At 53.7% G+C, this 13,890-nt stretch carries 6 protein-coding genes; 3 read left to right on the forward strand and 3 right to left on the reverse strand.

What is annotated here, in order from left to right:
• Positions 1-89: 89 nt before the first annotated feature.
• The 3 genes from HOV93_RS13235 to HOV93_RS13245 form a co-directional block, all read right to left on the reverse strand.
• A complete protein-coding gene (locus HOV93_RS13235; protein ID WP_315853405.1) occupies positions 90-1,526 on the reverse strand; it encodes an L-serine ammonia-lyase in 1,437 nt (478 codons plus the stop codon).
• A 145-nt stretch (positions 1,527-1,671) separates the two neighbouring features.
• The gene (locus HOV93_RS13240; protein WP_207396985.1) at positions 1,672-3,150 is read right to left on the reverse strand and encodes a DUF1501 domain-containing protein; all 1,479 of its coding nucleotides are present in this window, start codon (positions 3,148-3,150) and stop codon (positions 1,672-1,674) included.
• Between the two features lie 51 nt (positions 3,151-3,201).
• Positions 3,202-6,330, reverse strand: coding sequence for a PSD1 and planctomycete cytochrome C domain-containing protein (locus HOV93_RS13245; RefSeq protein ID WP_207396986.1), 3,129 nt, complete (start codon positions 6,328-6,330; stop codon positions 3,202-3,204).
• A 178-nt stretch (positions 6,331-6,508) separates the two neighbouring features.
• On the opposite strand from HOV93_RS13245, the gene HOV93_RS13250 reads away from it, so the two are divergent.
• The 3 genes from HOV93_RS13250 (at position 6,509) to HOV93_RS13260 (ending at position 13,674) form a co-directional block, all read left to right on the forward strand.
• Positions 6,509-7,021 carry a sigma-70 family RNA polymerase sigma factor gene (locus HOV93_RS13250; protein ID WP_207396987.1) on the forward strand — a complete coding sequence of 171 codons (513 nt, stop codon included), beginning with the start codon at positions 6,509-6,511 and terminating at the stop codon, positions 7,019-7,021.
• The gene (locus tag HOV93_RS13255) at positions 7,018-8,568 is read left to right on the forward strand and encodes a LamG-like jellyroll fold domain-containing protein (RefSeq protein WP_207396988.1); all 1,551 of its coding nucleotides are present in this window, start codon (positions 7,018-7,020) and stop codon (positions 8,566-8,568) included. The genes HOV93_RS13250 and HOV93_RS13255 overlap by 4 nt, the downstream gene beginning before the upstream one ends.
• A gap of 183 nt (positions 8,569-8,751) precedes the next feature.
• Positions 8,752-13,674, forward strand: coding sequence for a DUF7133 domain-containing protein (locus HOV93_RS13260; RefSeq protein WP_207396989.1), 4,923 nt, complete (start codon positions 8,752-8,754; stop codon positions 13,672-13,674).
• Positions 13,675-13,890: the final 216 nt, after the last annotated feature.

Here is a 13,890-nt window from a genome sequence, read left to right on the forward strand (position 1 = left end):
CTATGACGAGCCCCGAGAAAAGGTTACGTCAAATTTTGCTCGAAACGTTGATTGCGTTATTCCAGATGGCTGATATCGCGAGTCAGTCCTTAGCACTCGCTGATATTAACGGCCAGACCGCCACGTGAGGTTTCTTTATAACGAGAAGACATATCCGCGCCGGTACGCTTCATCACGCGAATAACTCGGTCGAGCGAGACAAAATGGCTTCCGTCGCCACGCAGGGCCAGACGACAAGCGTTGATTGCCTTGACTGCGCCCATGGCGTTGCGTTCGATACAAGGAACTTGAACGAGACCTTTAATGGGATCGCAGGTCAGCCCCAAGTTATGCTCCATGCCAATCTCCGCTGCTTCTTCGACCTGCCGTGGTGACCCGCCTCGCACTTCGGTTAGGGCTCCGGCCGCCATACTGCACGCGACCCCGACTTCCCCCTGGCAACCGACTTCTGCCCCCGAAATCGAAGCGTTCTTCTTATACAGGGCTCCGATCGCCGCAGCAGTGAGCAAGAATTGCTCGATCTTCTCCGGTGCGGACTCCGGGCAGAAACGGTCGAAGTAGCACAGCACCGCAGGAATAATCCCGGCCGCTCCGTTGGTTGGCGCGGTCACCACTCGACCGCCAGCGGCGTTTTCTTCGTTGACGGCAATCGCGTAGAGGTCGACCCAGTCGAGAATATTGAGCGGATCGCGCAGGTTCTCTTCCGGTCGGGTGGAAAGTGTTTGGTAAAGACTCGGCGCCCGACGACGCACGTTCAGTCCGCCGGGTAAAATCCCTTCGTTTCGGCATCCTCGGTCAACGCAGGCCTGCATCACTGCCCAGATTTTTTGAATTCCTTCGCGAATATCGGTCTCAGAACGAAATGCCTTTTCGTTTTCCAAGGCAATCTGGCTGACTGTACAGCCCTGCTCCTCTGCCATTTTCAGAAGTTCCGCGGCCGAAGTGAATGGGAATGGCACTGCTGACATCGGGCATGCAATCCCTTTCCCCTCATCCCCTTCCTTCACGACAAATCCACCACCAATGGAATAGTAAGTCTCGGAAGCCAACGGCTCCTCACTTTCACGCGAGGCAAACGCGCGAAAACGAAGGGCATTGGGGTGACCTTCCAGGAAGGTCTTTCGCTGAAAGAGCAGGTCTTTCTTTTCATCGAACGGAATCGTTCGCCTGCCAGCCAAGTTCAGCTCTTTTTCGCTGCGAATCTGTTCTAATTTACTAGCGACGGTTTCAGGATCAATCTGATCAGGGACTTCTCCCTGTAACCCCATTAAAATGGCAATATCGGTGGCGTGCCCAATTCCGGTGAGCGCCAAAGAGCCATACAAATCGATCTCAACTCGCCCTACTGTTTCTAACAAGCCGCTACTGGCCAGGGCAGCCAGAAACATCTCGGCCGCGCGCATCGGACCAACACTATGTGAACTAGAGGGACCGATTCCGATTTTGAACAAATCGAAAACCCCAACAAATGCTTGTTGCTCGTTGTTTTGCAGTGAATTATCGACCTGTTCAGGCTTCGTTGTCACACAGTATTCCTACAGAAAGCGAATGGGGCGCCACTAGGAATTGTTGACTATCGCGCAATCCTCGTGAAGGGCGTTTCTTCCAAATAATCAATTCTTCGTCAGAGAAAAACGCGGAAGCGAGCGAATTCGACTTGGCAAACCACTGCTAGGCCAAGATGTCGTTCACGACGTGACCATGTACGTCGGTCAGACGAAAGTAGCGACCTTGGAAACGATAGGTCAGCTTTTCGTGATCGATCCCCAACAGATGCAGCATCGTGGCATGAAGATCGTGCACATGCATGGGGTTCTCGACGACGTTATAGCACACGTCGTCTGTTTTCCCGTAGGTGAACCCGCGTTTGATACCAGCCCCGGTCATCCACAGCGAAAAACAGCGGGGATGATGATCTCGCCCGTAGGTTTGAGCGTTCAGCGTTCCCTGGCAGTAAGAAGTTCGACCGAATTCACCTCCCCAGACAACCAGCGTATCGTCCAACATGCCCCGTTGCTTCAGGTCGTTGACCAGGGCTTTGGTTGGCTGATCCGTATCAAGACATTGCCCCGGCAACTGCTTGGGAAGCGTGAAGTGCTGGTCCCAGCCCATGTGAAACAATTGAACGAAGCGAACGTCTCGCTCGGCCAGACGACGGGCCAACAGACAGTTATAGGCATACGTCCCACGCTTGGTGACATCTGGCCCGTAGGCATCGAGCACGTGCTGGGGTTCGTCTGAGAAATCGGTCAAGTCAGGCACCGATGTTTGCATCCGGTAAGCCAGTTCATACTGCTGGATTCGCGTATGAATCTCAGGATCGCCGAACTCTTCCAGCTTCTTCTGATTCAGCTTGGCCAGGTCGTCCAACATTCGGCGGCGAGCCGTAGGATCGAAACCATCTGGATTGCTTAGGTAAAGGACGGGGTCTCCCACACTCATCAGCTTCACGCCACTGTAGGTCGATGGCAGAAATCCGCTTCCCCACAGGCGATCGTAAAGTGGCTGACAGTTCGGCCGACCGGTGCCGCGAGAGACCATGGTGATAAATGTGGGCAAGTTCTGGTTCATCGCCCCCAGGCCATAATGGAGCCACGACCCAAAACTCGGGCGGCCAGGCAATTGATGCCCCGACTGAAAGAAGGTCATTGCCGGATCATGGTTGATCGCTTCGGTTTGCATCGAGCGAATTAGACACATATCGTCTGCCAGTGAAGCGATATGAGGGATTAGCTCGCTCCCGATCTCGATGCCGGACTTGCCGTTCTTGGTAAATTTATACCGCGATCCGGCCAGCGGGAACGACTTCTGCCCCGCCGTCATACCCGTGACCCGCTGTGTCATCTCGACAAAGTCAGCTAGTTCTTTGCCTTCGTTTTCTCGCAAAGCTGGTTTCGGATCGAAAAGCTCTTGCTGCGACGGTGCCCCACTTTGAAACAAGTAGATGACACGCTTCGCTTTGGGTGGTTTATGAAACGATTTTAGCGCACCACGAGGGGCAGCATCTGCGGACGTAGCCGGCTCGCCAAAGGCATCCTTACCCAACATCGAAGCAAGAGCCGCCACCCCGATACCGGAGGCCGATCTGCCAAAAAAATGCCGGCGGGTCAGCATCATCCGATGCTGGTTTGCATCGTTCAATGGATTCATATTTCATCACTCCGTGAACTCGTCACGTTGAAATTAAGGAGGTACTTAGAACTATTCGATCGTCACGAATTCGTCCAAGTTCAAAATCAAGTGCGCCACGCCTGTCAGTGCGGCGTGTTCGACATGGTCAAACGAAGTGTCAACCGGCGATTGGCCGACTGCCAGTAACCTCTTGGCCTCTTCCGGCGATTGAGCAAAGTGCTTGCGGAAAAACTGCAAGTTCTCTAGCAGGATGCCAATCGTTTCTTCGTCCGCTGCACGAGCGATCGCCAGGCGGTACATCCTGGCAACTCGGTCACGGTCATCTGCCGCTTCCTCTTGTAGCGATCGTTTCGCAAGATGCCGGGCACTTTCGAGAAACGTCTTATCATTCATCAATACCAACGCCTGAAGCGGCGTGTTAGTACGTGTCGCACGAACGGTGCAAACTTCCCGGCTTCCCGCATCAAAGATCGTTTGCCGTGGCGGATTGACGGCCCGTTTCCAATAGGTGTACATGCTCTTGCGATACAGACCTTCCCCTGCGTCCTGCTTGTACCGGATACCAGCACTGGAAGCGACGGTCGACCAGAGTCCTGCTGGCTGGTACGGTTTCACAGACGGCCCGCCGACTTTCGAGGTAAGCAGCCCGCTGGCCTGCAAAGCCACATCACGAATCGAGTAACCATCGGCACGGTAACGAGGTCCGCGTGCGACCAGGCGGTTTTCCGGATCGCGTTGCTTCAGTTCAACCCGATGAACCGAAGATTGGCGATAGGTGGCACTGGTTACGATCAAGCGGTGCATGGCTTTCATATCCCAGCCAGAGTCCATGAACTCGACCGCCAACCAATCGAGCAGTTCGGGGTGACTGGGTACTTCTCCTTGTAGCCCAAAATCGTCGACCGTTTTTACCAGGCCAACACCAAAGTGATCTTGCCACAAGCGATTCACGATCACCCGGGCGGTCAAAGGGTTATCGCGGGAAACCAACCACCGGGCCAATTCCAATCGATTCGCTGGCTGAAACGAAGACTGGCCGGTCACTAGCTCGGCAGGCACAGCTCGTTTTAGTGCTTCCTCTTTAACCGGTTCATTATATTGCCCACGATTGAGCAAGTAGATCGGCTCGTCCTTTCCTTGCCGCTCACGCATGACCATGACGCTAACCTCGGGCCCCGCCTCGCGACGAAACTGCTGCTCTGCTTTTTTCAGCCGAAGCTGTGCCTTCGCCAAGGGCTCATCAATTGATTCGTAATACTTACCAATGACATCTAAGTCTTTTGGTTTTCGCTCATTTGCGGATTTCGTCAGGGCATCTTTCACTTCCTCCGTTAGCCCCGGCTGGGAGATCTTCCCCGCGTTGGCATGGTCAGAGAATGAGAGCATTGATTTTCCAATCGCGTGATTGGAAAACTGACTCTCAAATTTCAATTCGATGATGAGCTTCTCTTCACTCTTGAGGGCAATGGGCTCGGCAAATCGAACGTCGGCGGTCACCGACTCTGGTTTCACGTCAGGCCCGAACACCGCCCAACCGGTATTCGGCTTGTTATCCAATACATTCTTTACCGGGTAGCCATCTTGCTCAAACGATGCCGTCGCCGATTGCAAGGCAATCGGTTCTCCATGCTGAAGCACGGCCAAGCTCGTCAGAACGAAGTTCCCATTCACGCTGGGGGCGAGTTGACGTGGCTTGGCGAATACATCATCCGGAAGTGCCCGTAATTGCAACGCGGTAAGCTGCTTCTGCTGCGGCTGAACCGTGATGCGATAAGTAATCTCGGACGCCTTGTTTCCGCTAGAGTATCGAACGGTATTGTCTTCTTCGATGCGTAGGTCCCCGTCACCTTCGAGTTGTGCCTCTTCAAGCGTGGCTTGAACCCAGGCAATGGTGTCAATCTCTGGTGAAACCTGGTAATCGCGAAGCCAACGCTGCAGACGATCAGGTATTCCGGCCTGGGCGGTTTCCATTGCTTTCTTCGCTTCGTCATAGCTGGTAAGCGTAGCCGGCGTGACTTTTGCCAAGGGTGAGCTTGCTTTCATCGTCGGGTCAGCGGCAATCCCGCGCCCGATCCCGCGTTCGCCGATGTTGTTGAAGTATCCGTAGAATTGATAGAACTCGCGTTGGCTTAAAGGATCGTACTTATGATCGTGGCAACGCGCACATCCCATGGTGAGCCCTAGCCAAACGGTGGAGGTCGTCTCGACGCGATCGATGACGTTCTCTACGAGAAACTCTTCGGCCAACGCGCCACCTTCGGCATTCTGGCGGTGATTACGGTTAAAAGCGGTCGCCAGCCGCTGCGAGTCGGTAGCATTGGGCAACATATCGCCAGCCAACTGCTCGATCGTGAACTGGTCGAACGGCATGTTCTGGTGCATGGCCTGAATCACCCAGTCGCGCCATGGCCAGTTGGTCCGTTCGTTGTCGTTCTGATACCCGTCCGTGTCCGCATACCGTGCGGCGTCCAACCAACGCAGCGATTGGTGCTCGGCATAGGCCATCGAATCAGTTAATGTGTCGATAGCTTCGGCATAGGCAGAATCGCTCGGATCGGCGAGAAACTTTTCCTGAACTTCACTAGGCGGCAACAGCCCTGTCAGAGTGAGCGATGCACGACGCAGGCGTGTCGCAGGGTCTGCTTCAGGGGATGGCGAAAGCCCTTCAGCAACGAGTCGCCGCGCGATGAACGCATCGATCGGATTGGTCGACCAGTGAGCCTTGGTTGCTTCAGGCCAAGGAGCCGACTCGATGGCTTCGTTTGGCACTGCTGCGCGGTGTGGGATCTCGAAAGCCCAATGCCGCTGGTACTCGGCTCCTTGCTGAATCCACAGATCCAGAATTCGTTTCTCCTCTTCGGACAGGGTGCGATTACTGTCCGGCGGAGGCATTTTCGAGAACTCATCATCGCTTTGAATTCGTGCATGTAGTTCGCTGGCTTCTAAATCCCCAGGCACAACAGCCGCGTACCCCCCGAGGTCTGCCAGCAGGTTCTCTTGGTTATCTAAACGGAACGCAGACTCCTGGTTCTTCGCGTCTGGCCCATGGCAATGGAAGCAACGGTCCGAGAGGATCGGTTGCACTTGGCTGCGAAAATCGATCTTCTCTTCAGCTTGGCATATTCCGGAAATCACCAGAACGGTGAGTAATCCCAGAGATTCAATCAACTTTCGCCCAAAATACCGTAAACTGAACATAGAGCTTCTTGCCTGGGATTTGATGGGAAATCATGGTAGGTCTGCCTATCATACTCCCGATTTGCCAATAACCTGCCGCGCAATTTCGTAGAATCGTTTTTTCAAAGAATTTCCGGCAGGTATGCTTCCACCAGGGAGTATGTAGGTTGAGCGAAAACACCGTGAATGTGGTTCCATCGTGGAAAAAGATCGATTTCTCACTCTATTCCTGAAGCACGAACGAGAACTGGCAGCAATTGCCAGGGCGTCACTGCCGGATTGGAATGCCGTGGACGATGTCCTGCAGGAAGCCAGTCTGGTGATGTGGAGGAAGATCGATCAACTTCAAGCCGACGACGAATTCATACCCTGGGCTCGCATGGTGTTGCGGTTCGAGGTGTTGAAGTACCGCCGTAGTTGTAGCCGCGACCGCTTATTGCTGGACGATGACTTGGTAGCGCTCATCGCCATCGAAGCAAAGGACGAGACTTCCGACTACGTCCAAGAGCAACGAACGGCAATCCGGGCATGTTTGGGAAGATTCTCCCCAGAACATCAAAAGTTGCTGCTGGCCCCTTATACACGCGAAGAAGCAGTCAAAGAAATGGCCGAAGCCGCCGGAAAAACGGCCAACAGTTTATACAAGCGACTGGGACGGCTACGTACAAAATTGCACGACTGTGTTCGGATGCAACTGGGAACCACTTCATGAGCAGCGAACCGTCCAAGCAAACCGATGAGTTGATCGAGCGATACTTTCTCGACCCACAGTCCCTCTCAGAAACCGAGCAGACAGCGCTCGTTCGCGCGTTACAGGAAAACCGCAGCGTACGCGACCGTTTTCGCGGTGCCGCATTCATTGATGCGGAATTGCGATTTGAATCGAGCGGTGCAGAGTTCTCCCCGGTAACGAGTGCATCGACTTCGTCGCAGGGAGATGCCTGGCCGAAATGGATTCTCGCTATTGCGGCCACTCTATTACTCGTCGGCTTCTTAGGCTACATCAATCGGCCGGCGAATCCTCAGCAAATACCAGGTCCGGTTGCCACGGATACAAGTCCTTTGCCGGCATCTGTTTCGGTTACGACAATCGCTCAACTAGATGTCGGACATAATCATCGCTTTGAGCTCGGCTTTGCCCCTGAAGGGAGCGAGTTCCCAAAAGGTGAATATCGTTTGACCGAGGGAGAAGTCACGCTAATTTTTCAGAACGGCGTGGCTGTCTCGCTTGAAAGCCCTGCCAACTTCTCGATCATCGACCCAATGCGGATGCAACTCGATCATGGACGTGCTCGTGCCATTGTACCTGAGTCAGGGCACGGGTTCGTAATCGAGACATCCACGATGGTGGTTGAAGATCTGGGAACGGAATTCGGCGTAGTAGTCAACGACGAGCAAAACCAGGAACTGCATGTGTTTGCCGGAGAGGTACGCCTTCACGAGAAGAACTTGCCACCGGAGCTTCTCACTGAAAACTCCGCACTTGCCTGGGCCACTAACACCAAACGCCACTCGATCACCCCTGACGATCGTGCTTTCGCGACCAGCATGTCGATTGGCTACAAGCGGTGGCTCGACCATAGCTTGAAGCTCCGCCAAGACCCCTCGGCGTTGTTCTACTTCGACTTCGAGACCGTCTCTCGCCAGAGCACAGAAGTCATCAATCGGGCTACGACCGGAATCGTCGACAACGGGCAACTCACCAGTGGTATTTGGGCAACGGGGCGTTGGCCCGAAAAAGGAGCGATGCTCTTCGAGAACACCGGAGACCGCATCGACCTGAACATACCAGGAAAGTATGACCAGATTACCATCATGGGCTGGGTCCAAATCAATCGCTATGACTTTGCTTTGCAGACGGTGTTTAACACAATCGGTTATGTACCTGGCCAGCACCATTGGAACCTGACGCGGGGAGGGTCTCTGCGGATGGGCCTTTCCAGCCAATACGATCTCACGAGCAAGCAAACCCTTCCTCGAAATCATTGGACGCATGTTGCTGCCCAAATTGATTCACAAGCAAAGCAGTCCGTATATTACATCAACGGAAAAGAAGTAGGCCGACAGAAGTGGACGTCCACTATTCCTATTCATTATGGTCCTAGTACGATCGGGGCCTGGGGCCATACCAATCGCTCGGGCCAGGTCGTTTACAGCCGTGACCTGCGAGGCCGTATCGACGAAATTGCTTTGTTTAGTCGTATCCTTTCAGTCACTGAGATTCGCGAAGCCTACGAGGCCGGAAGTAACTTTCAATAGTTATTAAACCTGTTTCGCTCACCATCCCAAGATTTCCTGAAAACAACGATGCACGAAATCTAGCAATACCTAGTCGTGCCCAGAGCCTATAGTTAGTATAGACTCGCGCTTTTCCCTTGATCCCACCTACTCGAAACCTCCCCCCTCAGAACCGTAATCAAAGCCTTCGATAATTAGGATCCCATGCGTAAAACAATCCTTTCACTTGTAGTTTGTCTTGGCCTGTGCTGGTCGGGGCAAGGTCATGCCCAGACGTTGCCACTTGAAAAAGGAGATCGCATCTCCATCATCGGCAACACGACAGCCGATCGCATGCAACATCACGGCTGGCTAGAAACCTACATTCAGGCGACCCATCCGGAATTGAACCTGACGTTTCGTAACTTGGCCTTCCCAGGCGACGAGTTGAAGCTTCGGCCGCGTGAAGACAACTTTGGCAGTCCAGACGAGTGGCTCGCGAAAAGCAAAACGGATGTCGTGTTCGCGTTCTTCGGCTACAACGAGGCCCTCAAGGGCCCGCAATCAGTAGACGGCTTCAAGAAGGATCTGGCCGAAGTCATTGATGGGATGCGTTCCCAAAAATACAACGGCAAGTCGGCCCCGAAGATCGTCATGTTCTCGCCGATCGCCCACGAAAACCTATATAGCCGACATCTGCCCGATGGCTCGCAGAACAATCCGAACTTGAAGCTCTATACCGACGCCATGCGTGAAGTGTGTCAGGCCAAAGAAGTTTTGTTTGTAGATCTCTTTACCCCGTCGCAAAAACTGTACTCCAATGCAGAAAAGCCGCTCACGATGAACGGCATTCACCTGCTGGATCACGGTAACCGAGCGATTGCCGAGGTGATCACTACCGAGTTGTTCGGCAAGGGTGTGCCGGATGCTAACTCAGACGAGATCGCTAAGCTACGCGAAGCAATCCTTGAGAAGAATTACTATTGGTTTAGTCGTTATCGTGTTGTCGACGGATATAACGTGTTCGGCGGTCGTTCCAAGCTGGCCTGGTTTGGGCAATCGAATGCAGACGTCATGCTCCGCGAGATGGAGATCTTCGACGTGATGACCGCCAACCGCGATAAACGCGTGTGGGCGGTAGCCCAAGGGGGTGACCTGGAAGTTAAGGACGACAATATTCCGGAAGAATTAGTCGTTAAATCGAACCGCGAAGGTGACCTGTCCGACGGACGTTTTTCGTATAACACCGCCGAAGAGGGCCTGAAGAAGCTGGAGATGCACAAAGACTTGCAAGCCAACGTCTTTGCATCCGAAGAGATGTTCCCGGAATTGATCAACCCGGTTCAACTAGCTGTGGATCCTAACGGCCACTTGTATGCGTCGGTCTGGCCGAGCTATCCCCACTGGAACCCAACCGAGCCCCGCCGGGACCGTATCCTCTGCCTACCAGATGACAATGGAGATGGCGTCGCAGATCGCTGTGTGACCTTCGCCGATGGGTTGAATAGTGTGACCGGCTTTGAATTCTGGGGGGGCGGAATGATTGTTGCCTCGCTACCGGAGTTGTGGTTCCTGAAGGATACCGACGGGGATATGAAAGCGGACGTTAAGGTTCGTCTCTTGCAGGGTCTTTCCAGTGCTGACTCTCATCACTCGGCCAATGCCATGGTGTTTGGTCCTGACGGTTGGATCTATTGGTCGCGAGGGATCTTCAATGTCGCCACCATGGAAACGCCAACGCAAACCTATCGTTCGACCAAAAGCGGCGTACATCGCTTTAATCCGCGGACCTTCGAGATGGAATTCCATTTCCCGATCGGTCCGAATCCACACGGTGACGTCATCGATCAATGGGGTTATCAGTTCGCAAACGACGGAACCTCCGGTACCGGTTCCTACGTCGATATTGGCAAGGGGATTAGCAACAAGCAATGGTTCGACAAACGCGTACGCCCCGTCGCTGCTACCGGTATTCTGGGCAGCAGTCACTTTCCAGAGGAGATGCAGGGCAACTTTCTTATCTGTAACTGCATCGGTTTTCTGGGCGTCTTAAATCACAAGATTGAATACAACGGAGCCGATATTCGAGCAACAGAAGTCGATCCCATCCTCGTGTCTTCCGACCCCAACTTCCGCCCTAGTGACGTGGAAATCGGTTCCGATGGCGCTCTGTACGTTGCCGACTGGGCAAACGCCTTGATTGGTCACATGCAGCACAATATGCGTGACCCCAACCGTGATCATCAGCATGGTCGTATTTTTCGCGTCACGGCGAAGGACCGCCCGTTGATCGAACCCGTTCGTCTCAAGGACAAGCCACTTCCGGAAGTCCTTGCCGCATTTCACGCGAAGGAAAACGCGACTCGCTATCGTGCACGCATCGAACTGAGCGGTCGCGATTCCGAAGAAGTGCAAACCGCCATTGAAAACTTCGTATCCGAAAAAGACGTTCACGATCCAGAAGACGCTCAAGCAATGCTTGAGTGTTTGTGGACTTTGGAAGGGCATGGATTCTCGAACATCGACCTGGTTAAAACGGTATTTCAGGCCAATGAACCGCGTGTTCGTGCGGCTGCTATCCGTACGCTCGGTCATTGGTCCGACTCCGTCGATGGCTGGGAGCCCATCTTAGTTGCCGCCGCGAGCGATCCTTCGCCGCTGGTTCGTGCCGAGGCGATCAAATCGGCTGTCGCGTTCACCGGGCCAGCTGCTGCCGAAGCCGTCTTCCTGGCTGCATCCCAAGAGATGGATCCGGAACTATCGCGGCTCTTGCAGTATGCCCAAAGCCAGATTGACGTCGATAAAATGATCGCCGAAGCGATCCGCTCGGGTCATAAGCTTTCACCAGCAGCGACCACCTATGCCTTGGAAAAAGCCAGCTCCGATCTACTGTTGAAACTCGATCGCACCGACGAGGTTTACAGGGCGATTCTTAGTCGCAGCGGAATTGGGGCTAAGTATCGAGAAGAAGCGATTTCCGTTTTGGCTGCCAAGAACAATCGCTCCTCGATGGGTGAGCTGGTTGCGTGGGTTACTACCGCGGAAAGCAAAAATCTACCTAGTTTGTTCGACCTGGCAAACATGCTTCCAAAAGCGAATCAGGCCGACCTCATCAAGTCACAGGACTTACTAGAAAAACTGGCCTCGACAACCACATCGCCAGTGGTTCGTCGGGCTGCTTATGCCAGCTGGATTCAAAGCGGGGCCGCCGAAGCAGCTTGGGAGCATGCCTCTCAGTCGCCTGCCCAGATGGCAGACCTGTTACAGACAGCTCGCTCGCTCAGCAACTCAGCTGAAGCAACTCCGCTGTACGCCAAGATCCGTCCGCTCATGTTCGAGTTGCCTGCGTCTTTTCGACCTGAAAGCGGCTCCATTGCCGGCGACGGACCTGCCGTTGCATTCGACTATTACGAACCCAACCCGGCCAAGAACGTAGCCATTGAAACGCTCAATGCGAAGAAGCCGAAGTTCTCTGGCCGCATGGACAACTTTAACAAGTATGTTTCCAAGGGACGAAAAGATTCGTTTGCTACTAAGCAAACGGCTTCGATCATTGCTCCTGTGGCAGGCGACTACAAGTTCTACATTGTCTCTGATGACGGCTCGCGTTTGTACATCAACGGCAAAATGCTGATCAACAACGACGGTCTGCACGGTATGTCCGAAAAAAGTGGCAAGGTCACTCTGACGGCCGGACCTCACGAGATTGTCGTGACCTACTTCGACAATGGTGGCGGGGACGGGCTTCGGGTGATGTGGGAAGCTCCTGGCATCAAGAAGCAAGTGATTCCCACTTCCGCGCTTCGTGCGGCGGGCCAAGCCGATCTTCGCGTTGCCGCCATTCAAGCCATCACGGCATGGCCAGGACACCAGGACGAAAAGATTGCTGACTTCGCCAAGCTATCGCAGTCTGATGAGCTAACGGCCGCCAGCTTAGAAGCATTGACTAGTTTTGCTCCTAGTGCGGTTGCCGAGAAACTTTCGCCTGAAGATCAATCGAAAGTGTTGGTTACTCTTTTGATTCAAGCCGACAAGGCCTCGCCAGTCCAACGACAATCCAAGCAGTACGCCAAGGTACTTGCTCTCGGGGAAGCCCTTGTCGCCAAGAGCGTGGCCCCAAACAGTGGTTCGCTCAATCGACAACTCGTTGATCTGCGAAACAGCATTCCTGTAACCGCCGATCCCAAAATGATGGCAATGGGAAAAGAGATTTTCCTACGCGAGAGCCACTGCTCTACCTGCCATCAGCCGCACGGCCAAGGCCTTCCGAATCTTTATCCTCCGATCGACGGAAGCCTTTGGACAACCGGATCGGAAGATCGCCTGATCGCCCTGGCTCTGGATGGAATGCACGGCACCATCGAGGTGAAAGGGAAGACTTACAGCAGTCCTCCATTACCACCGATGACTGGCTTCCGACAGCTTTTGAATGACGAGGAAGTTGCGGCCGTGCTGACCTATGTCCGCAATTCCTGGTCGAATCGTGCCAAACCGATTACTCCGTCCCAAGTCGCCAAGATCCGAGCGATTGACCGCGGTGACGCCAACTTCTGGCACGTCAACGACCTGATGGCTAAGTATCCTCTGGAAGATGGTCGTAAGCCGATCGAATCTACCGGCGACAGCTGGGTTCCCAAGTTCGTTAAACAGTGGAAGAACGAAGACCTGGATCCGAAAAAGGTTGACGCAAGCAAGCGTAACTTCGTCGTCGGCCAGGTTTACTTCAATCGCCTCGGCTGTGCTCAGTGTCATCAGATCAACGACAAGGGTGGCAACTTCGGGCCTGACCTGACCCGTCTAGGAACGGATAAGGCAACTGCCGCCCATATTCTGGAATCAATCGCTGATCCCGCTAAAAAGATCGACGATAAATACCAGATGCAAACGATTCTGACGATCGACGGTAAGGTTATCTCCGGCATGGCGATCGCTGATCGCCCTGATCGCCTGGTGTTGATTACGGATCCAGAACAACCTGACAAGCCAGTCACGATCATGAAAGAAGATATCGAGGAGCGATCCAACACGGCTTCCACGATTATGCCAGGCGGTATGTTGAACTGGCTGACCGAGGAAGAGATTTACGATCTTGCTGCGTTCGTTCTGGCGGGTGGCAAAGAAGAGGACAAGCTCTTCCAAGACAAGTAATCGCTTCGAAGACAATGACTCGATCCATCAAGTGCCTGCCGCGTGCCATACGCAGCAGGCACTTTTTTTGTGTTCACCGACCATCACATGTCAGCATATCTCACCTGGGTAGGATTTCGATTCCAGGACAACCCTTCGCAGAGAGAAATGGCTAGCAACCTACAAAAAGAAACGCCGAAGGTTAACTTCGGCGTTTCATGCTTTTCAATTGATTGA

Source organism: Bremerella alba, from assembly GCF_013618625.1.
Classification (GTDB): domain Bacteria; phylum Planctomycetota; class Planctomycetia; order Pirellulales; family Pirellulaceae; genus Bremerella; species Bremerella alba.